Here is a 20152-nt window from a genome sequence, read left to right on the forward strand (position 1 = left end):
ACGTGTACTCAGCCCGAAATTCTCCAGGATTATTCGGGCTGAATACACGCTCGGCGTCATCGGCGGTGATGGCACTGCTGTTGGCGCTGCCCGCGACGGCGCACGCCGAGCCGCCCGCACCCATCCCACGTCCGGTGCTGTGGCCGCTCGCCGAGGGCCAAGTGGTGCGTATCGGCCCCACCGCCGGAACCGGCACCCCCACCGGCGATTACGGGATCGGCGCCACCGACCTGTGCGAGTTCATGGAGTTCCCCAGCGCGGTGCTGCAGATCTGCGGGGACAGTTTTGCCGGGCAGGGCGTGGGCTACGGCGGCTGGTATTCGCCGATCGCGCTGCGCGCCGACCCCGACTCGGTGGATGACCCCGCCGGAGTGCGCTACACCGGGGTGCTGGGGGTGGACAAGCCGCTGCTCGCCGACCAGGCGCCCGTGGGCGCAACCCAGCTGCCGGCCGGGATCGTGTCGATCAACCGGACCAACTATCTGCTGGTGACCACCGCGAAGACGTTGGTACCGCAGAGCTCGCGGCTGGTGAAAGCCGATCCGGCGCAACCGGGTTGGCAGACGGTGCCCGGATCGGTGCGACCCGCCTCCTATCAGGATCACGGCCAGTCCCAGATCAGCGGCTACTACGACCCGGTCCCGACGCCGGACTCGGCCACCGGCTGGGTGTACATCGTCGCCAACAACTTCGACCGTAGTGCCGCGGTGACGCTCTACCGGGTCGCCCCGGCCCGGTTCACCGACCGCAGCGCCTGGCAGGGCTGGTCGGCGAGCGCGGGCTGGGGACATCCGCCCACACGGCTGTGGAATGACCAGATCGGTGAGCTCAGTCTGCGCCAGGTCGACGGCAAGCCGGTGCTGTCCTACTTCAACGGCACCACCGGCAACATGGAGGTGCGGGTCGCCTACGAGCCGACCGGGCTGGGCACCGCCCCGGTGACCACGGTGGTGCAGCATGCCGAGTGGCCGGATCCGCCGGTGCCCGTGGAGACCCTGCCGTCACCGTTCGACAACCGCCTGGCCCAGCCCTACGGCGGCTACATCTCCCCGGGATCGACGCTGGACGAGCTGCGGGTGTTCGTCAGCCAGTGGAACACCCAGCCGCGGGACCGGGCGCCCTATCGGGTCGTCCAGTTCGCGGTCAACCCGTTCAAGCCCTGGTCGGTCAGTCCGCCGTCGTGATCGAGTCCCCGGTGATGCCCGCCGCACGGCGCGCCGCCAGCCGGCGCTTCTGCGGCTCGATGGTGTAGCGCGGGTCCTTCGCCGAGGCCATGCCGGCCTCGAAGATCCCGACCCGGGTCAGCGCCGATGCGCCCAGCAGCGCCAGACCTGAGAGCGCCGCAAGGCCGCGGCGCCGCCCGCCCACCAGCGTCCCGACACCGCCGGCGATCGCCAGCCGTTCACTCCACCGCAGCATCGCCCCGGGGCGGCCGCGCCGCAGCGGCTCGGCGGCGGTCGGGTCCATCCGGTGTTCCATGGCGCGCGTCGCGATGAGATCGCCGAGCACCCCGAGCACCGCCAGTCGCCGCGCCGGCCCGGCCTCGCGCACCGGCGTGGTCAGCATGGCCAGACCGCCGGAGGCCAGGCCGGCCGAGCTGACGAACACGAACGGCAGGTCGCGGTGCGCGCCGTGCCAGGTCGGGGTCGCGGTGTCGCCGAGCAACACCGCGGTGTAGACGGCCAGCGGTGCGGCGAACACCGCGGCCTCCAGCCCGGCCGGTCCCTCCGCGGCCCGAAGTGCGGCGCGCAGCGGGCCCAGGGGCAGTCGCCGGCCGGTCAGCCGATCCACCTCGGCGGCGGCCGCCACGGCGGTGCCCGCGCCGAACGCCGACAGGATCCATGAGCCCATGCTCATCGGTGAGGTCAACTTGATGGTGCGCAGCATGTTCACGAAGCGCTCCGGACGGCCCAGGTCGCTGATCAGGGCGGCCGTGCTCAGCCCGATCGCGCCGAGGGCGGACAGCCGGGCGTTGCGCCGCAACACCTTTCGGCCGGTGAGTTGGGCGCCGGCGGCCAGCAGGCCGGATCCGCCCGCCACGCCGCCCAGAAACAGATACGCGGCGATCTCATGGGACCACGGTGCCGGCTTGACCACCGGGCGCCCGTAGTAGGAGCTGAACTGCACGTCGGGAACCATCGCCATCTCGCGGCCACCGTCCCCGCCGCCACCGCGCCGGCGTTTGCCGCCACCGCGGCGTGGCCCGTCGGGTACCGCGCTCATCGGCGTCCTCCCCAGAAGGCGACGGCCGCGGCGGCCAGCATTCCCGCCGCCGCCATCGCCGATCGCTTGAGCATGGCCGGCAGGTCGGCGGTGCCCACCCGCGGGTCGGGCGGCAGCCCGTACACCTCCGGCTCGTCGAGCAGCAGGAAGACCGAACCGGTGCCGCCCACACCGTCATGCTCATTGGCCCCGTACAGCCGGGCCTCGGTACGGCCCTGGGCGTGCAGTTGGGCCACCCGCTGCCGGGCCCGCTCGACCAGGTCGTCGTGGTCGCCGAACCGGATGGACTGGGTCGGGCAGGTCTGCGCGCAGGCCGGCGGCGCTCCGTCGACCATCCGGTCGTAGCACAGCGTGCACTTTTGGGCGACGCCGCTGTTGGGCACCGGTTCCGGGCCGCGGCCGGTCCGCGGCGCGGCGGTGCCGTCGGTGCGGCGTTCGATCACCCCGAACGGGCACGCCGGCACGCAGTTGCCGCAGCCGTTGCAGACGTCGGCCTGCACCACCACCGTGCCGAACTCGGTGCGGAACAGCGAACCGGTCGGGCACACATCCAGGCAGCCCGCGTGCGTGCAGTGCTTGCAGACGTCCGAGGCCATCAGCCAGCGGAACTGATCGGTGTCCGGCGGCGCGAGATCCGGTGTGGTGTCGGGCATCTTCGGCATGCCCAGGCTGATCAGTCGGCGCCCGGACTCCCTGGCCTCTTCGATGCGGTCACGGTTCTGCTCGATGAACGCCACGTGCCGCCAGGTGCTGGCGCCCAGCGCGCCGGTGTTGTCGTAGGACGAGCCGAGCAACTCCAGCGGACCGTCCTGGGGGTTGTGGTTCCACTCCTTGCACGCCACTTCGCAGGCCTTGCAACCGATACAGATCGACGTGTCGGTGAAGAACCCCTTGCGTGCATGTTGCGCCGACCACCGGGCGTCGGCGGCCGGGTCGGTCGGCCCGGACAGTTGTCCCATCAGTCCCGCCCTTCCGGATCGATGGCATTATTGCCGGTCTGCGGCGTTGTGCCGGAGCGGCTTTGGTATTCGGCGATCAGGTGCAGCAGCTCTTGCCCGTGGGGGCGCCGGCCCGGGCGGATGTCGCACGCGCCGACCTTGGATTCCTGGATCTGCACGTTGGGATCCAGGGTCACCCCCAGCAGATCGTTGGCGGAGTCGCCGCTGACCATCGCATCCCCGCCGACTCCCCAGTGGTAGGGCAGCCCGATCTGGTGCACGGTATGACCGCCGACGATCAACGGTGTCATCCGGTCGGTCACCAGCACCCGCGCCTCGATCGCCGCGCGCGGCGAAACGATGGTGGCCCAGCCGAAATTCTCCAGGCCCCGTTCGGCGGCCAGCGCGGGGGAGACCTCGCAGAACATCTCCGGCTGGAGTTCGGCCAGATACGGCAGCCAGCGGCTCATGCCGCCGGCCGTGTGGTGCTCGGTGAGCCGGTAGGTGGTGAACACGTACGGGTAGACATCCACACCCGGCTCCCCGGCGCTGGGAGCCGTCAGATTGTCCTTGCGCGGGAAGGTGATTCGCGCGGGGTTGCGCTGCTGGTGGTAGACCGCGTTGGCGACCGGCGACTCCTGCGGCTCGTAGTGGGTGGGCAACGGGCCGTCCACCACCCCCTTGGGCGCGAACAGCCAGCCCTTGCCGTCGGACTGCATGATGAACGGGTCGTCGCCGGCCAGCGCGTCCGGGCCGCCCAGGGCCGAGTCGGGCCGCGCTCCCGGGGCGCGGTCGACGATGAAGTCGGGCACATCGTGACCCACCCAGCGGCCCAGCTCGGCGTCCCACCAGACGTAGCGTTTGCGTTCGCTCCACGGCACCCCGGCGGGGTCGGCCGAGGCCCGGTTGTACAGGATCCGCCGATCGGCCGGCCACGCCCAGCCCCACTCCGACTGGCTGGGTCCCGGCCCGCCGCCGGGGACCCGGCGGGCCGCCCGGTTGACACCGTCGGCGTAGACCCCGGCGTAGATCCAGCAGCCGGCGGCCGTGGATCCGTCGGCGCGCAGCTCGGCGAAGCCCGAGACGCACCGACCGGCATCCGGGCCCGTCAACTGTCGCCCGTTGACTTCGGCCAGCACGAATTCCGGGTCGGGGTCGCCGTGCTCGTCGACGGGATAGTCCCAGACCAGATCCAGCAGCGGCCGGTCCCGGGGATCGGTCGACGCGGCGAGCTTCTCGCGGATGCGGCTGCCCAGCCTGACGAAGAACTGCAGCTCGCTGATGCAGTCGCCCGGGGGTGCGACGGCCTGGTGTCGCCACTGCAGCAGGCGCTGGGTCTGGGTGAATGTCCCGGCCTTCTCGACGTGGCTGGCCGCCGGCAGGAAGAACACCTCGGTCTCGATGTCTTCGGTGCGCAGTTCGCCGGAGGCGATCTCGGGGCCGTCCTTCCACCAGGTGGCCGACTCGATCAGGTTCAGGTCCCGCACCACCAGCCACTTCAGATGCGACATGCCCAGGCGCTGCTGGCGGCCGTTGGCCGAACCGACGGCCGGGTTCTGCCCGAGCAGGAAATAGCCCTCCACCTCGTCGTCCAGCATGCCGGTCACGGTCTGGTAGGTGCCGTGAGCGCCGGTCAGCTTCGGCAGGTAGTCGAACGCCCAGTCGTTGTCGGCGGTCGCGGCGTCGCCCCACCACGCCCGCAACAGACTGACCAGATAGGCGTCGGCGTTGGCCCAAAAGCCCTTCTGGCCCTTCGAGCCGACCCGGTCCAGGTATTGGCCGAGGGTGTCGTCGCGCCCGGCCTTGGGCATCGGCAGATAGCCGGGCAGCATGTCGTAGAGGGTGGGGATATCGGTGGAGCCCTGAATGCTGGCATGGCCGCGCAGCGCCATGATCCCGCCGCCCGGCCGGCCCACGTTGCCCAACAGCAGCTGCAGGATCGCGGCGGTGCGAATGTATTGGGCGCCCAGGGTGTGTTGTGTCCAGCCGACCGCGTAGGCGAAGCAGGTGGTGCGTTCGCGTCCCGAGTTGGCCGTCACCGCACGGGCCAGGTAGGCGAACATCTCGGGGTCGATGCCGCAGACTTCGCGGACCATCTCGGGGGTGTAGCGCGCATAGTGCCGCTTGAGGATCTGGAAGACCGTCTGCGGGTGCTGCAGGGTTTCGTCGCGCAGTACCCGGGGGTGTTCGAGCGGCGGGCCGGCAGCGCCGAGTGTCTCGCCGGCCGCGCGCGCCGAGGCGCTGCTGCCGTGCTCGTGGCCGCCGCCGGGGGAGCCGATGACACCGTCATCGCGACTCTGATACGCCCAACTCGTCGGGTCGTACTGCCCGGTCTCGGGGTCGAACCCGGAGAACAACCCGCCCAGGTCCTCGGTGTCGCGGAAGTCCTCGCTGATCAGCGTCGCGGCGTTGGTGTAGGCGAGCACGTAGTCACGGAACCACAGGTCGTGGGTGAGCACGTGGTTGATCAGCGCACCCAGCAGCACCACGTCGGAGCCGGCCCGGATCGGGATGTGCTTGTCGCACACCGCCGAAGTCCGGGTGAACCGCGGATCGACATGGATCACCACCGCACCGCGGGCCTTGGCCTCCTCCACCCACTGGAATCCCACCGGATGGCATTCGGCCATGTTCGAGCCCTGGATGACGATGCAGTCGGCATTCGCCATGTCTTGCAGATATTGCGTCGCGCCACCGCGACCGAAGGAGGCTCCCAGACCGGGAACCGTGGCGGAGTGTCAAATACGAGCTTGGTTGTCGATCTGTATCACGCCGGCGGCGGTGAAGAGTTTCTTGATGACGTAGTTCTCTTCGTTGTCCAGGGTCGCACCGCCCAGCGAGGCGATGCCCCTGGTGCGCCGCAGCGGCCGGCCCGCGCTGTCGTGCTCCTGCCACTTGGTGCGCCGCGACGCGATGAACCGGTCGGCCACCATGTCGATCGCGGTGTCCAGTTCCAGCGGCTGCCACTGCGTAGCGCGCGGTGCCCGGTAGAGCACGGCGACCTGGCGGCCCGGTGAGTTGACCAACTGTTCGCTCGCCGCGCCTTTCGGGCACAGCCGACCGCGCGAGATCGGCGAGTTCGGATCGCCCTCGATCTGCACGACCTTCTCGTCTTTGACGTAGACGCGCTGGCCGCAGCCCACCGCGCAGTACGGGCAGACGCTGCTGACCACCCGGTCGGCGGTCGCGGTTCGCGGCGCAACGCTGCGGGTCTGCTCGGAGGTCACCGCCGGGCCGCGGCCGAACACGTCGCCGGTGCGCAGCTGCCGGATCACCGGCCACTCCAGGAATTTTCGCTGAGCCATCCCCGTAGCGTAGTCCGCAGAACTGCGCGTGACGCCCCCTTCGACGGCAACCGGGCGCCGCGGCCGACACCGACCCGCGATGATGGAGCGATGAGTCGGATAACGCAGCGCCGGCGGGTCAGCCGCCTCGTCGCAGGGCAGGCGACGCAGCGGCTGGAGACACTGGCGGTGGAGGAACCGCTGGAAATCCGGCTGGACGGCCGGCCGCTCACCGTCACCATGCGCACGCCGGGTTCCGATGTCGAGCTGGCGCAGGGCTTCTTGCTCTCCGAGGGCATCATCGCCGGGCGGGCCGACGTGCAGAGCGCGCGTTACTGCGGCGAATCGGGGTCCATCGACACCTACAACGTGCTGGACGTGACGCTGGCGCCGCACGTGCCACCGCCGGTGGTGGACATCTCCCGCAATTTCTATGCCACCTCCTCGTGTGGCATCTGCGGCAAGGCCGCCCTGGACGCGGTGCGTCTTTCGAGCCGATACCGCCCGGGCGACGACCCGGTCCGGTTGCCCGCGGCGGCGTTGACCGCGCTGCCCGAGCAGTTGCGGGCCGCGCAGGACGTCTTCGCCCGCACCGGAGGTCTGCATGCCGCGGCGCTGTTCGACTTCACCGACGGCGGCGCCATGCAGGTCGTCCGGGAGGACATCGGCCGGCACAACGCCGTCGACAAGGTGATCGGCTGGGCGCTGGAGCGCGGCCGGGTTCCGTTGACCGGGTCGGTGCTGCTGGTCAGTGGGCGGGCTTCGTTCGAGTTGACCCAGAAGGCGGTGATGGCCGGGGCGCCCATCCTGGCCGCGGTGTCGGCGCCGTCGTCGCTGGCGGTCGACTTGGCCGAGGAATGCGGGTTGACGCTGGTCGCGTTCCTGCGGGGCGACTCGATGAACGTCTACAGCCGTCCCGACCGCATCACCGCTGGCGATCTGCGGCAATAGATCGAAAACCTAGGTAAACGGCGTAGCATCAGGCCTCAGTTATCGACCGGACCGATTGCGTGCCGTCCGGGAAAGCGCTCCGTGCCCCCGCGATCGGCCCGGTTGCATCCTCGAGGGAACCCGAGCGGCCCGGTCCGCGACTAATCGGTAGTTGAGGAATAGGGGTGTGGAGATGAGCTTGTTGGATGCGCATATTCCGCAGTTGGTCGCCTCGGAGTCGGCGTTCGGCGCCAAGGCGGCGTTGATGCGGTCGACGATGGCGCAGGCGGAGCAGGCGGCGATGTCGGCGCAGGCGTTTCACGTCGGTGAGGCGGCGGCGGCGTTTCAGGGGTCGCATGCGCGGTTTGTGGCGATGGCGGCGCGGGTGAATGCGTTGCTGGACATGGCGCAGGTCAATCTGGCGGATGCCGGTTCGACGTATGTGGCCGCCGATGCGGCTGCGGCTTCGGGTTACACCGGGGTTTAGGGCTATCGGGGCCAGAGACAGGAGAACAGTCTGATGTCGCAGATTATGTACAACTACCCGGCGATGCTGGCGCATGCCGCGGAGATGAACACCTACGCCGGGACGTTGCAGGCCGTGGGTGCCGATATCGCCAGTGAGCAGGCGGCGTTGTCGGCGGCGTGGCACGGTGATACGTCGATGACGTATCAGGCGTGGCAGGCGCAGTGGAACCAGGCGATGGAGGAGTTGGTGCTGGCCTATCGGGCGATGGCCACCACGCACGAGACCAACACGTTGATGATGAACGCGCGCGACACCGCCGAAGCCGCCAAGTGGGGCTGACGCGGTTGCACCGTGCGCGGGTGGGGAGGGCGACATGCCGCTGATGCGCAGTGAAGGTGACAGCTGGGACATCACCAGCAGCGTGGGGTCGACCGCGCTGTTCGTCGCGGCGGCCCGGGCGCTGGAAGCCGCCAAGCCCGATCCGGCGGCGGTCGATCCCTATGCGAAGTTGTTCTGCCGGGCGGCCGGTGGCGACTGGGCGGCGGTGCTCGATGGCCGCCTGCCCGACCACGAACTGGCGTCCGCTGATTTCGGGGAGCCCTTCGTCAACTTCCAGGGCGCGCGCACCCGCTACTTCGACGACTACTTCAGCGCTGTCATGGCGGCCGGGGTGCGCCAGGTGGTGATTCTGGCGGCCGGGCTGGACTCCCGGGCGTACCGGCTGCCGTGGCCGGACGGAACGACGATCTTCGAGTTGGACCAGCCGCAGGTGCTCGCCTTCAAGAGCTATGTGCTGTCCCAGCGCGGTATCCGGCCCAGGGCGAAGCGCCATGAGGTCGCCGTCGACCTGCGGGACGACTGGTCGCAGGCGCTGCGTGACGCCGGCTTCGATCCCACTCGGCCCTCGGCGTGGATCGCCGAGGGTCTGCTGATCTATCTCCCCGCCGAGGCGCAACAGCAGCTGTTCGCCGGCATCGAGCGGCTGACGGCCCCGGGCAGTTATGTCGCGGTCGAGGACGGCGCGCCGATGCCGCCGCAGGACTACGAAGCGGCCGTGGCCGCCGAAGTCGAGGCGGGCGACGACAGCCGCATCTTCCATCGGCTGGTCTACAACGAGCGTCACGCGCCCGCCGATCTGTGGTTCGGCGCGCGCGGGTGGACCGTCACCGTGACGCCGCTGGAGTCCTGTCTGCGGGAGCTGGGTCGTCCGGTGCCGGATCCGGACACTCCGGCCGGGCAGATGATCCGGCGGAACTCCCTGGTGCGGGCCGTCAAGGGCTAGCTGCGGTCGTCAGAGCGAACCGTTGCCGACGAGTGAGCCGGCATGCGGTAGCGTGCAAAGCAATCGAAAATGATTTTCAATAAGGAGTCGGTCAATGGGTTGGAACGACGTCGGTGCGCCTACGTCCGGTCCGGGGGCGGTACGCCGCTTCGCGGCGGTGATGGAAGTCGCCCGGCGATCGCCTCGATCGACCTCGACAGTTAGCTTATGCAATGCTAACTTCAGCCGAATTGGTTCAGTCAATGACAGCGAAGGGGCGAGCCACGCATGAACAACGGTGATGCGGCTCTGCTCACCCCGCAGCCACGGGTCGACGAAGAAACCCTCAGCCGGTTCGCCACCTGCTGCCGGGCGCTGGGCATCGAGGTCTACCAGCGCAAACGCCCCGCCGACCTGGCCGCGGCCCGCAGCGGCTTCGCGGCGCTCACCCGGATCGCCCACGAGCAGTGCGACGCCTGGACCGGCCTGGCCGCCGCCGGCGACCAGTCGCCGCGGGTGTTGGCCGCCATTGCGCAGACCGCCCGCAGCTCGGGCGTTCTGCAGCGACGCCTCGACCTCAAGCAAGGCGAACTGGGCTTTCACTACGACACCGGGCTCTACCTGAAGCTGCGCGCCACCGAACCCGACGACTTCCACCTCGCCCACGCCGCGCAGCTGGCGATGGCCGGCCGGTGTGCCGAGGCCAATACCGTGGTCTCCGAGATCACCCAGCGCCGCCCCGGCTGGAACGACGCCCAGTGGCTGGCGATCGCGGTGAACCACCACGCCGGACGCTGGTCGGAAATGGTCAAGCTGCTGACCCCCATCGTCAACGACCCCGGGCGCGACGAGCTGTTCACCCACGCCGCCAAGATCGCGCTGGGAATCGCCCTGGCGCGGCTGGGCATGTACGCCCCGGCGCTGTCCTACCTGGAGGAGCCGGACGGGCCCATCGCCGTCGCGGCGACGGACGGAGCCCTGGCCAAGGGCCTGATCCTGCGCGCCCAGGACGACGAGGAGACCGCGGCCGAGGTGCTGCAGGACCTCTATGCCGCCAACCCGGAGAACGAACAGGTTCAGCAGGCGCTGCTGGACCACAGTTTCGGGATCGTCACCACCACCGCGGCCCGCATCGCGGCGCGCACCGATCCGTGGGACCCCGCCACCGAGCCCAGCGCCGAGGACTTCGTCGATCCATCCGCCCACGAGCGCAAGGCCGAACTGCTGGCCGAGGCCGAGCGCGAACTCGGCGAGTTCATCGGGCTCTCGGAAGTCAAGAACCAGGTGCAGCGGCTCAAGAGCTCGGTGGCCATGGAAGTGGTGCGCAAGCAGCACGGGCTGGCCGTCGGGCAGCGCACCCACCACCTGGTCTTCGCCGGGCCGCCCGGAACCGGTAAGACCACCATCGCGCGCGTGGTGGCCAAGATCTACTGCGGCCTGGGGCTGCTGAAGAAAGAGAACATCAAAGAGGTGCACCGGGCCGACCTGATCGGCCAGCACATCGGTGAGACCGAGGCCAAGACCAACGCCATCATCGACAGCGCGCTGGACGGCGTGCTGTTCCTCGACGAGGCCTACGCCCTGGTGGCCACCGGCGCCAAGAACGACTTCGGTCTGGTCGCCATCGACACCCTGCTGGCGCGGATGGAGAACGACCGTGACCGCCTGGTGGTGATCGTCGCGGGCTACCGCGCCGACCTGGACCGGTTCCTGGACACCAATGAAGGTCTGCGCTCGCGGTTCACCCGCAGCATCGACTTCCCGTCCTACCAGCCGCCGGAGCTGGTCGAGATCGCCGTCAAGATGGCCGAGCAACGCGACAGCCGTTTCGAGCAGGCCGCGCTCGAAGAGATGCAGGCGCTGTTCGGTCAGCTCGCCGCCGCGTCGCACCCCGACGCCAACGGCATCGACCGTCGCAGCCTCGACATCGCCGGTAACGGCCGGTTTGTGCGAAACGTCGTCGAACGCTCGGAGGAAGAGCGCGAATTCCGGCTTGACCATTCCGAGCAGTCCGGTACCGGGCTGTTCACCGATGAGGAGCTCATGACGATCACGACCGAAGACGTCCGCAACTCGGTGGCGCCGTTGCTGCGTGGCCTGGGCCTGGAGGCCAACCAATGAGCGCCGGTTTCGAGCGGCCCGACGACGAGCGGCGCTCGTTCGCCTCGCGCACCCCGGTCAACGACAACCCCGACCGGGTGGAGTACCGGCGCGGGTTCGTCACCAAACATCAGGTCAGCGGATGGCGTTTCGTCATGCGCCGGATCGCCTCCGGCGTCGCCCTGCACGACACCCGGATGCTGGTGGAGCCGCTGCGCTCCCAGACCCGTGCCGTGCTGATGGGCCTGCTGGTGCTGGTCACCGTGGTGGGCGGCTGCTTCGTGTTCACCCTGATCTGGCCCAACAGTGCGGCCAACGACGACCCGGTGCTGGCAGACCGCACCACCTCGGCGCTGTACGTGCGGGTCGGGGAGCAGTTGCACCCGGTGTTGAACCTGACGTCGGCGCGCCTGATCGCCGGGCGACCGGTCAACCCGACCATGGTGAAAGGTGCTGCGCTGGACAAATTCGCCCGCGGCAACCTCATCGGCATTCCCGGCGCCCCCGAACGCATGGTGCAGAACAGCAGCCGCGACGCCGAGTGGACGGTCTGCGACGCGGTGTCGGGTTCTACCGCCGGTGTGACGGTGATCGCCGGCCCGTTGGATCACAGTGGTTCTCGTGCCGGTGCGCCGGGCGCTGACGCAGTGGTGCTGGCCGACAACGGATCCGGCGCCTGGATGCTGTGGGACGGCAAGCGCAGCCGCATCGATCTTTCCGACCGGGCCGTCACCGCGGCACTGGGCCTCGGTGAGCGCGGCGCGGCGGTCCCCACGCCCCGCACGATCGCCACGGGCCTGTTCAACACCGTTCCGGAGGCGCCGGCTCTGGTGGCGCCGGTGATCGCCGGCGCGGGCGCCAAGCCGGCCTATGACTTGCCGGTAGCCGCCCCGGTGGGCGCCGTGGTGGCCGCGCACGTGCTCGACGGCGGCTCCGAGGCCGCGTTGCGCTACTACGCGGTGCTCGAAGACGGCTTGCAGCCGATTTCGGGAGTGCTTGCGGCGGTGCTGCGTAACACCGATTCGCATGGTTTGGAGCGGCCTCCGGTGTTGGGTGCTGATGACATTGCGCGGTTGCCGGTCTCGCGGGGGTTGGATGTTGCGCGGTTCCCGGAGCGGCCGGTGCATGTGGTCGACGGTGTGTCGGCGCCGGTGACGTGTGCACAGTGGAGTAAGCCGGCGGGGGCGAGCACCAGTTCGTTGACGTTGCTGTCGGGTTCGACGCTGCCGCTGCGCGAGGGTGTGGGCACGCTGGATCTGGTGGGCGCCGGAGTGGGCGGCACGGCCGCCCGCGTCGCCCTGACACCCGGAACGGGGTACTTCGTCCAGAGCGTCAGCAGCGATCCCACGGCCGATGCGAAAGCCGGTCCGCTGTTCTGGATCTCCGACACCGGTGTGCGGTACGGCATCAACACCGAGGCCGGCAGCGCCGGCGGTGACGGTGACACGGTCTCTGCCCTCGGTCTGAGTGAGCCGGCGTTGGCCGTTCCGTGGTCGGTGTTGTCGCAGTTCGCCCTTGGACCTACTTTGTCGCGTGCTGATGCGTTGCTGGCTCATGACGGGTTGGCGCCGGATCCCAGTCCGGGCCGTCGCGCCACCACTGAGCTGGGTACCGCTGCTAACGGGGGAGAGACCCGATGAGTCGTTTGATTTTTGAGGCGCGTCGTCGGTTGCCGGTGCCGCCGGTGGATCGGGGTGCGATCACGGTGGAGGCGCCGCCGGAGTTGCCGCGGTTGGTGCCGGCGTCGTTTTTGCAGCGGGCGTTGCCGGTGGTGATCGTGATTTTGATTGTGGGCATGGTGATTGCCATGGTCGCGACGGGGATGCGGTTGGTGTCTCCGGTGATGTTGTTCTTCCCGTTTGCGTTGTTGGTGGCGGCGGCGGGGATTTATCGGGGTGGGGATAAGAAGACTCGCACCGTTGAGATCGATGCTGAGCGGGCTGATTATCTGCGGTATCTGTCGGTGGTTCGGGACAATATTCGCGGGGCGGCGGCTAAGCAGCGGGCGGCGGCGGAGTGGTCGCATCCGGATCCGGTGGATTTGGTGGCGGCGCCGGGTTCGCGGCGGCAGTGGGAGCGCGATCCGCACGACGAGGATTTCCTGGTGGTGCGGGTAGGCCGGCACGTGGTGCCGTTGGCCAGTGCGGTGCGGGTGGCCGATATCGCCGATGAGATCGATCTGGAGCCGGTCTCGCATTCGGCGTTGCGGTCGTTGTTGGACACCCAGCGCACGGTGCGTGATGTGCCGGTGGGGCTGGATGTGGCGAAGGTGTCGCGGGTCACGGTGCTCGGTGAGGGTGAGGACGGCGCTGATGAGGTGCGGGCGGCGTTGCGGGCGTGGGTGGCTCAGGCGGTGACGTGGCATGACCCGACGGTGTTGGGGGTGGCGTTGGCGTCGCCGGAGTTGGAGTCGCCGGCGTGGTCGTGGTTGAAGTGGTTGCCGCATGCCGATATCGCCGGCTCTGTCGATGGGGTGGGCCCGGCCCGCTACCTGGCTTCGACTGCTGCGGAGTTGGTGGGGTTGTTGGCGCCGGAGTTGGCGTCGCGTCCGGCGTTCACCGGTGAGGCGGGTGAGACGGCACGGCATCTGCTGGTCATTGTCGATGACCCGGATTTCGATGTGGCGGGTTCGGTGTTGGGGGCCGCGCGGGCCGGGGTGACGGTGGTGCAGCGGGTGGCGGTGGCGCCGCATCGCGAGCAGTACGCCGATCCCGAACGCCCGATCCTGCGGGTCACCGCCGGTGGGGTGGCGTTGGATCGGTGGCAGGGTGGGGCCGGCTGGCAGCGTTGGGTCGATGCCGCGGACTCGTTGGGGGCGGCGGAGGCTGCGCATGTGGCGCGGCGGTTGTCGCGCTGGGATTCCAATCCGACGCATGCCGGGTTGCGGTCGGCGGGCACGCGGGGGGCGACGTTCACCACGTTGTTGGGGATCGCCGATGCCTCGCGGTTGGATGTGCCGGCGTTGTGGGCGCCGCGTAGCCGCGAGGAGGAGTTGCGGGTTCCGATCGGGGTGACCGCGACCGGTGAGCCGTTGTACTTCGATCTCAAGGATGAGGCCGAGGGCGGGATGGGCCCGCACGGGTTGATGATCGGCATGACCGGCTCAGGTAAGTCGCAGACGTTGATGTCGATCCTGTTGTCGTTGTTGACCACGCATTCGGCGGATCGGCTGATCGTGATCTACGCCGACTTCAAGGGGGAGGCCGGCGCGGACATCTTCCGGCATTTCCCGCAGGTGGTGGCGGTCATCTCGAATATGGCCGAGAAGAAGTCCCTAGCCGATCGGTTCGCCGACACCTTGCGTGGGGAGGTGGCGCGCCGCGAGTTGTTGCTGCGTGAGGCCGGCCGGCGGGTGCAGGGCAGTGCGTTTAACTCGGTGACCGAGTATGAGGCGGCGATCGCGGCCGGCCATGATCTGGCGCCGATCCCGACGTTGTTCATCGTGGCCGATGAGTTCACGTTGATGCTGGCCGATCACCCGGAGTATGCGGAGTTGTTCGACTATGTGGCCCGCAAGGGCCGCTCGTTCCGGATCCATATTCTGTTCGCGTCGCAGACTTTGGATGTCGGCAAGATCAAAGACATCGACAAGAACACCTCGTATCGGATCGGGTTGAAGGTCGCGAGCCCGAGTGTGTCGCGGCAGATCATCGGTGTCGAGGACGCCTATCACATCGAGTCGGGTAAAGAGCACAAAGGTGAGGGCTTTTTGGTGCCCGCTCCGGGGGCGGCGCCGATCAAGTTCCGCTCCACCTATGTCGATGGGATCTATGACCCGCCGCGCCAGGCACGGTCGGTGGTGATGCATGCCCTGCCGGAGCCGAAGTTGTTCACCGCTGCCGCGGTGGACTCCGGTGCGGAGACGGTGGTGGTCGGTGAGGCCGAGGATGAGGTGCTGGGTCCGCCCCGCAAGCTGATCGCCACCATTGGGGATCAGTTGGCCGGGTATGGGCCGCAGGCCCCGCCGTTGTGGTTGCCGCCGCTGGATGAGCCGATTCCGCTGGCGCAGACTTTGGCCGGGGCGGGCATCGGGGCGCGGCAGCTGCGCTGGCCGTTGGGGGAGATCGACAAGCCGTTCGACATGCGTCGGGACCCGCTGGTCTTCGATGCCCGCTCCGCGTCGGGCAACCTGCTGATTCACGGGGGCCCCAAGTCGGGCAAGACCACCGCGTTGCAGACGTTCATTCTGTCGGCCGCGCAGCTGCATTCCCCGCGGGAGGTCAGTTTCTATGTCCTCGATTACGGCGGCGGGCAGCTGCGGGCCCTGCAGGATCTGGCCCATGTGGGCAGTGTCGCCTCGGGGCTGGAGCCTGAGCGGATCCGGCGGACCTTCGGTGAACTCGAGCAACTGCTGACCGCCCGTCAGCAGCGGGAAGCGTTCCGTGACGGCAGTATCGGTGCCCTCAACGACGGTTACGGTGAAGTGTTTTTGGTCATCGACAACCTGTATGCGTTCAGCCGCGACAACACCGATGCGTTCAACACCCGCAACCCGTTGCTGGCCAAGGTGACCGAGCTGGTCAATGTCGGGCTGGCCTACGGCATCCACGTGGTGGTCACCACCCCCAGTTGGCTGGAGGTGCCGTTGGCGATGCGTGACGGGCTGGGTATGCGTCTGGAACTCAAACTCCACGACGCCCGCGACAGCAATGTGCGGGTCGCCGGGGCGTTGACGCGGCCCGCGGAGGCGGTGCCGGCCAACCAGCCCGGCCGGGGTCTGACCATGGCCGCTGAGCACTTCTTGATCGCCCAACCCGATCTGGGCCAGATCGCGGCGATCAATGCCCGCCATCCCGGGCTGGCCGCACCCCCGGTGCGTCTGCTGCCGACCAACCTGGCCCCCGAGGAGGTCGGCCCGATCTACCCGGCACCGGAACGCATCGTCATCGGGGTCCGCGAAGAGGACCTGGCCCCGGTGCAGGTGGACTTCACCGCCAACCCGTTGCTGCTGGTGCTCGGGGATGCCAAGTCCGGCAAGACCACCTTGTTGCGGCACATCATCCGCACCGTGCGGGAGCACTCCAGCGGCGAGCAGGTGGCGTTCACCGTCATCGATCGGCGCCTGCATCTGGTCGACGAACCGCTGTTCGACGACAACGAGTACACCGCCAATGTGGATCGGGTCATCCCGGCGATGCTGGGTCTCTCCGCGTTGATCGGATCAAGGCGGCCCCCGGCCGGTTTGTCGGCGGCGGATCTGGCCGCCTGGCGCTATGAAGGTCACACCCATTACCTGCTCATCGACGATGTCGACGCCATCCCCGACAGCCCGGCCCTGACCGGGCCCTACGCCGGGCAGCGGCCGTGGACCACCCTGATCGAACTGCTCTCCCAAGCGAGCGATCTGGGGTTGCGGGTCATCGTCACCGGCCGGGCCACCGGCTCCGGGCATGCCCTGATGACCAACACGCTGCTGCGGCGCCTCAACGACCTGCAGGCCACCACCCTGATGCTGTCGGGCAACCCCGCCGACAGCGGCAAGATCCGCGGCCAACGCTTCGCCCGCCTGCCCGCAGGCCGCGCAATCCTGCTCAACGACAACGACGAACCCACCTACCTACAACTGGTCAACCCCACGTTCACCGAAAGCCTCACCAACTGACACGAAAGTGCGGAAGGAGTAACTGTCATGACGCTCAACGTGGTTCCCGAAGGTCTCGCCGCCGCCGGCGCAGCGGTCGAAGCACTGACCGCTCGGCTGGCGGCCGCGCAGGCCGGCGCCGCCCCTCTGATCACCGCGGTGGTGCCGCCGGCGGCCGACCCGGTGTCGCTGCAGACCGCTGCCGGTTTCAGCGCCCAGGGCAGCGAGCACGCCGCAGTGGCCGCTCAGGGGGCCGCTGAGTTGGGCCGCGCCGGTATCGGTGTCGGTGATTCCGGTGTCAACTACGCCGCCGGTGATGCTGCGGGTGCGTCGACGTACTTCTTGGGCGCGCGGGGCTGATGGCCCTCGCCCCGGTCTGGATGGCCTCCCCTCCGGAGGTGCATTCAGCATTGCTGAGCAGCGGCCCCGGTGCGGGTCCGTTGTTGTCGGCTGCCGGGGTGTGGAATGCGCTCAGCGTCGAATACGCTGCGGCAGCAGACGAACTCACCGCGCTGCTGGGTACGGTGCAGGCCGGTGCGTGGCAAGGCCCCAGCGCTGAGCAGTACCTGGCGGCGCACGTGCCCTATCTGGCATGGCTGAGCCAGGCCAGCGCGGACAGCGCCGGGGTGGCCGCCCAGCACGAGGTGGCCGCAGCGGCCTACACCAGTGCGCTGGCCTCGATGCCGACCCTGGCCGAGCTGTCAGCCAACCGCATGACGCACGGGGTGCTGGTCGCCACCAACTTCTTCGGGATCAACACCGTCCCGATCGCGCTCAACGAAGCCGACTATGCCCGGATGTGGATCCAGGCGGCGGCAACGATGGGCACCTACCATGCGATATCGGGTGCAGCACTGGCGTCGGCGCCGCGAACCGCAGAAGCGCCTCCGGTAGTCACCTCGTCTTCCGCCGCCTTGCCCGCGGAAGACACCTCGCCGGGCAGCGGGGATTTCTTCACCGACCTGTGGAACCAGTTGGTACGGCTCTTCGAAGATCCGGTCGCAACGATTCAGGCCATCATCGCCAACCCGGCGGCCTGGTTCCCACTGTTATTCTTCGTCGCCTACGAGGCGTTCTTCATCCCGTTCGGTTTCACCTTCTGGGGCGTGATGCTGGGCGCCGCCATCATGGCGCCGATCGTGCTCGGCGTGGGCCTCGGCCTGCTGGCAGACTTCTTCGGCGGGGACTGGACTCGCGAGGACGTCGCGAAGCCGAAACCGGTACCGCTGGCGCCGTCCGACCGGCCGATCGTGGCGGTGGCGGGTTTTGGACCGGGCGTCGGCGCACCTGGTGCCGCGGGCGTTCCGGCAGCGCCGGCCACCTCGGCGGCGGCACCGCCCGCACCGGCGTCCGGGTCGATCGGCTTCGGCTACCTGGTCGGCGGTGCCGAACCGGGCACCGGACTGGGGCCCACCCTCACCGACCGCAACAAGGCGAAGGCCACGGCATCACGGGTGCCCGCCGCCGCGGCGGCGGCGGGCAGCTCGGCGCGGGAGAGGTCCCGCGCGCGCCGGCGGCGGCGCGCTGTCCTGCATGACCACGCGGACGAGTTCATGGACATGAATTCCGGTCCCGTCGAGGACAATCCGCCGACTGTGCCGTCGATGGCCGGTTCGCAACGTGGTGCCGGGGACCTTGGCTTCACCGGGACCGTGGGCAGCAGTGCTCGCAGCGGGGCTGCCGGCCTCGCCACCTTGACCGGTGACGGGTTCGGAGGCGGCCCGAATATGCCGATGCTGCCCGATACCTGGGGCGAAAAGGACTTTGCCGACTCCGCAGGGGAGCCGGAACAGGAACCGAAGAACAAGTAGAGAAAGGGGTGTGGAGATGAGCTTGTTGGATGCGCATATTCCGCAGTTGGTCGCCTCGGAGTCGGCGTTCGGCGCCAAGGCGGGGTTGATGCGGTCGACGATGGCGCAGGCGGAGCAGGCGGCGATGTCGGCGCAGGCGTTTCACGTCGGTGAGGCGGCGGCGGCGTTTCAGGGGTCGCATGCGCGGTTTGTGGCGATGGCGGCGCGGGTGAATGCGTTGCTGGACATGGCGCAGGTCAATCTGGCGGATGCCGGTTCGACGTATGTGGCCGCCGATGCGGCTGCGGCTTCGGGTTACACCGGGGTTTAGGGCTATCGGGGCCAGAGACAGGAGAACAGTCTGATGTCGCAGATTATGTACAACTACCCGGCGATGCTGGCGCATGCCGCGGAGATGAACACCTACGCCGGGACGTTGCAGGCCGTGGGTGCCGATATCGCCAGTGAGCAGGCGGCGTTGTCGGCGGCGTGGCACGGTGATACGTCGATGACGTATCAGGCGTGGCAGGCGCAGTGGAACCAGGCGATGGAGGAGTTGGTGCTGGCCTATCGGGCGATGGCCACCACGCACGAGACCAACACCTTGATGATGAACGCGCGCGACACCGCCGAAGCCGCCAAGTGGGGCTGACGTCCATGATCTGCTCGACGAGGGAAAGCAGCGATGGGTACTGAGCCCAACGCTGCCGAACTGACCGTCGAGCAAGCCTGGTACATCGCGGAAACCGTGGGTGCCGGGTCCTTCCCGTGGGTCTTGGCGATCACCATGCCCTACACCGACGCCGGGGAGCGCGGCGCGTTCATGGCGCGCCAGCGCGACGAACTGACCCGGATGGGAGTCGTCTCGCCGGACGGCACGGTCAACCCGGCCGTGGCCGAATGGATCCGAGTGGTGTGTTTCCCCGACCGGTGGCTGGACTTGCGCTATGTGAGTTCGGCCGCCGGCGGGACCCCGGAGATGCTGCGGGGCATCGTCGCGCGCCGCGATAAGCCCGGTAAGCCCGGCCGCACGGTGGTGGCACTGCGCAACGCGCAACTGGTCACCTTCACCGTGATGGACATCAACGACCCCCGCCTGCTGGTCCCGGTGCTCGGCGCGGGACTGCGCCAGCGCCCGCCCGCCCGTTTCGACGAGTTCACGTTGCCCGCCCGGGCCGGCGTGCGCGCCGACGAGCGCCTGCGCTCCGGTGCGCCTCTCGCCGAAGTGCTTGACTACCTGGGTATTCCCGCCTCGGCGAGGCCAATCGTCGAGTCGGTGTTCACCGGCTCGCGCAGCTATGTCGAGGTGGTGGCCGGGTGCGCACGCGACGGCCGGCACACCACCACCGAAGTCGGGCTGAGCCTGGTCGACTCCGACGCGGGACGCATCTTGGTCACCCCCTCACAGGCGTTCGACGGTGAATGGGTGTCGACCTTCCGCCCCGGAACCGACTTTGCGACAGCCGTCGCGATCGAGCAGTTGACCGCCACCCTGCCCGAAGGCAGCTGGTTCCCCGGCCGGCGCCTGACCCGAGATTTCACCCCCCAGCTGTCCTAGACAGCGCAACATCCCCAA

16 protein-coding genes are annotated in these 20152 nt (G+C 68.8%); 13 read left to right on the forward strand and 3 right to left on the reverse strand.

Features of this window, described 5'->3' with window-relative positions:
* Positions 1–68: 68 nt before the first annotated feature.
* Positions 69–1184: a DUF4185 domain-containing protein gene (locus tag G6N14_RS18840; RefSeq protein ID WP_085136269.1), complete on the forward strand. Its 1116-nt coding sequence runs from the start codon at positions 69–71 to the stop codon at positions 1182–1184.
* Here the strand turns inward: G6N14_RS18840 and nrfD are convergent.
* The 3 genes from nrfD to fdh are packed head-to-tail and all read right to left on the reverse strand — an operon-like array spanning position 1168 to position 6466.
* Positions 1168–2223: an NrfD/PsrC family molybdoenzyme membrane anchor subunit gene (gene nrfD, locus G6N14_RS18845; protein ID WP_085136270.1), complete on the reverse strand. Its 1056-nt coding sequence runs from the start codon at positions 2221–2223 to the stop codon at positions 1168–1170. The genes G6N14_RS18840 and nrfD overlap by 17 nt on opposite strands.
* The gene (locus G6N14_RS18850; protein ID WP_085136271.1) at positions 2220–3182 is read right to left on the reverse strand and encodes a 4Fe-4S dicluster domain-containing protein; all 963 of its coding nucleotides are present in this window, start codon (positions 3180–3182) and stop codon (positions 2220–2222) included. The genes nrfD and G6N14_RS18850 overlap by 4 nt, the downstream gene beginning before the upstream one ends.
* Positions 3182–6466, reverse strand: coding sequence for a formate dehydrogenase (fdh, locus tag G6N14_RS18855; protein WP_085136272.1), 3285 nt, complete (start codon positions 6464–6466; stop codon positions 3182–3184). The genes G6N14_RS18850 and fdh overlap by 1 nt, the downstream gene beginning before the upstream one ends.
* A 90-nt stretch (positions 6467–6556) precedes the next feature.
* On the opposite strand from fdh, the gene fdhD reads away from it, so the two are divergent.
* The 12 genes from fdhD to G6N14_RS18915 all read left to right on the forward strand — a co-directional run bounded on the left by fdhD (position 6557) and on the right by G6N14_RS18915 (position 20134).
* Positions 6557–7396, forward strand: coding sequence for a formate dehydrogenase accessory sulfurtransferase FdhD (fdhD, locus tag G6N14_RS18860; protein WP_085136273.1), 840 nt, complete (start codon positions 6557–6559; stop codon positions 7394–7396).
* A gap of 172 nt (positions 7397–7568) precedes the next feature.
* Complete coding sequence (locus tag G6N14_RS18865; protein ID WP_067968459.1) at positions 7569–7862, forward strand: type VII secretion protein EsxS; 294 nt, start codon at positions 7569–7571, stop codon at positions 7860–7862.
* 33 nt (positions 7863–7895) lie between these two features.
* Positions 7896–8183, forward strand: coding sequence for a WXG100 family type VII secretion target (locus tag G6N14_RS18870; protein ID WP_046322721.1), 288 nt, complete (start codon positions 7896–7898; stop codon positions 8181–8183).
* Positions 8184–8226: 43 nt separating this feature from the next.
* Positions 8227–9126 (forward strand): class I SAM-dependent methyltransferase, encoded by a 900-nt coding sequence (locus tag G6N14_RS18875; RefSeq protein ID WP_085137903.1) that lies wholly within the window; start codon positions 8227–8229, stop codon positions 9124–9126.
* 267 nt (positions 9127–9393) lie between these two features.
* Positions 9394–11226, forward strand: a complete 1833-nt coding sequence (eccA, locus tag G6N14_RS18880; protein ID WP_085137899.1) for a type VII secretion AAA-ATPase EccA — start codon at positions 9394–9396, stop codon at positions 11224–11226.
* Positions 11223–12845, forward strand: a complete 1623-nt coding sequence (gene eccB, locus G6N14_RS18885; RefSeq protein ID WP_085137901.1) for a type VII secretion protein EccB — start codon at positions 11223–11225, stop codon at positions 12843–12845. The genes eccA and eccB overlap by 4 nt, the downstream gene beginning before the upstream one ends.
* Positions 12842–16807, forward strand: coding sequence for a type VII secretion protein EccCa (eccCa, locus tag G6N14_RS18890; RefSeq protein WP_163787257.1), 3966 nt, complete (start codon positions 12842–12844; stop codon positions 16805–16807). The genes eccB and eccCa overlap by 4 nt, the downstream gene beginning before the upstream one ends.
* Positions 16808–16834: 27 nt before the next feature.
* The gene (locus G6N14_RS18895) at positions 16835–17146 is read left to right on the forward strand and encodes a PE family protein (RefSeq protein WP_085137905.1); all 312 of its coding nucleotides are present in this window, start codon (positions 16835–16837) and stop codon (positions 17144–17146) included.
* Positions 17146–18597, forward strand: coding sequence for a PPE family protein (locus G6N14_RS18900; RefSeq protein ID WP_264079967.1), 1452 nt, complete (start codon positions 17146–17148; stop codon positions 18595–18597). Before G6N14_RS18895 ends, G6N14_RS18900 begins: the two co-directional genes overlap by 1 nt.
* A gap of 16 nt (positions 18598–18613) precedes the next feature.
* Positions 18614–18907 carry a type VII secretion protein EsxS gene (locus tag G6N14_RS18905; protein WP_163787259.1) on the forward strand — a complete coding sequence of 98 codons (294 nt, stop codon included), beginning with the start codon at positions 18614–18616 and terminating at the stop codon, positions 18905–18907.
* 33 nt (positions 18908–18940) lie between these two features.
* Positions 18941–19228: a WXG100 family type VII secretion target gene (locus tag G6N14_RS18910; protein WP_046322721.1), complete on the forward strand. Its 288-nt coding sequence runs from the start codon at positions 18941–18943 to the stop codon at positions 19226–19228.
* A 33-nt stretch (positions 19229–19261) separates the two neighbouring features.
* On the forward strand, positions 19262–20134 hold the full coding sequence (locus G6N14_RS18915; RefSeq protein ID WP_085136359.1) for an ESX secretion-associated protein EspG: 873 nt from the start codon (positions 19262–19264) through the stop codon (positions 20132–20134).
* Positions 20135–20152 lie beyond the last annotated feature (18 nt).

Source organism: Mycolicibacter hiberniae, from assembly GCF_010729485.1.
Classification (GTDB): Bacteria; Actinomycetota; Actinomycetes; order Mycobacteriales; family Mycobacteriaceae; genus Mycobacterium; species Mycobacterium hiberniae.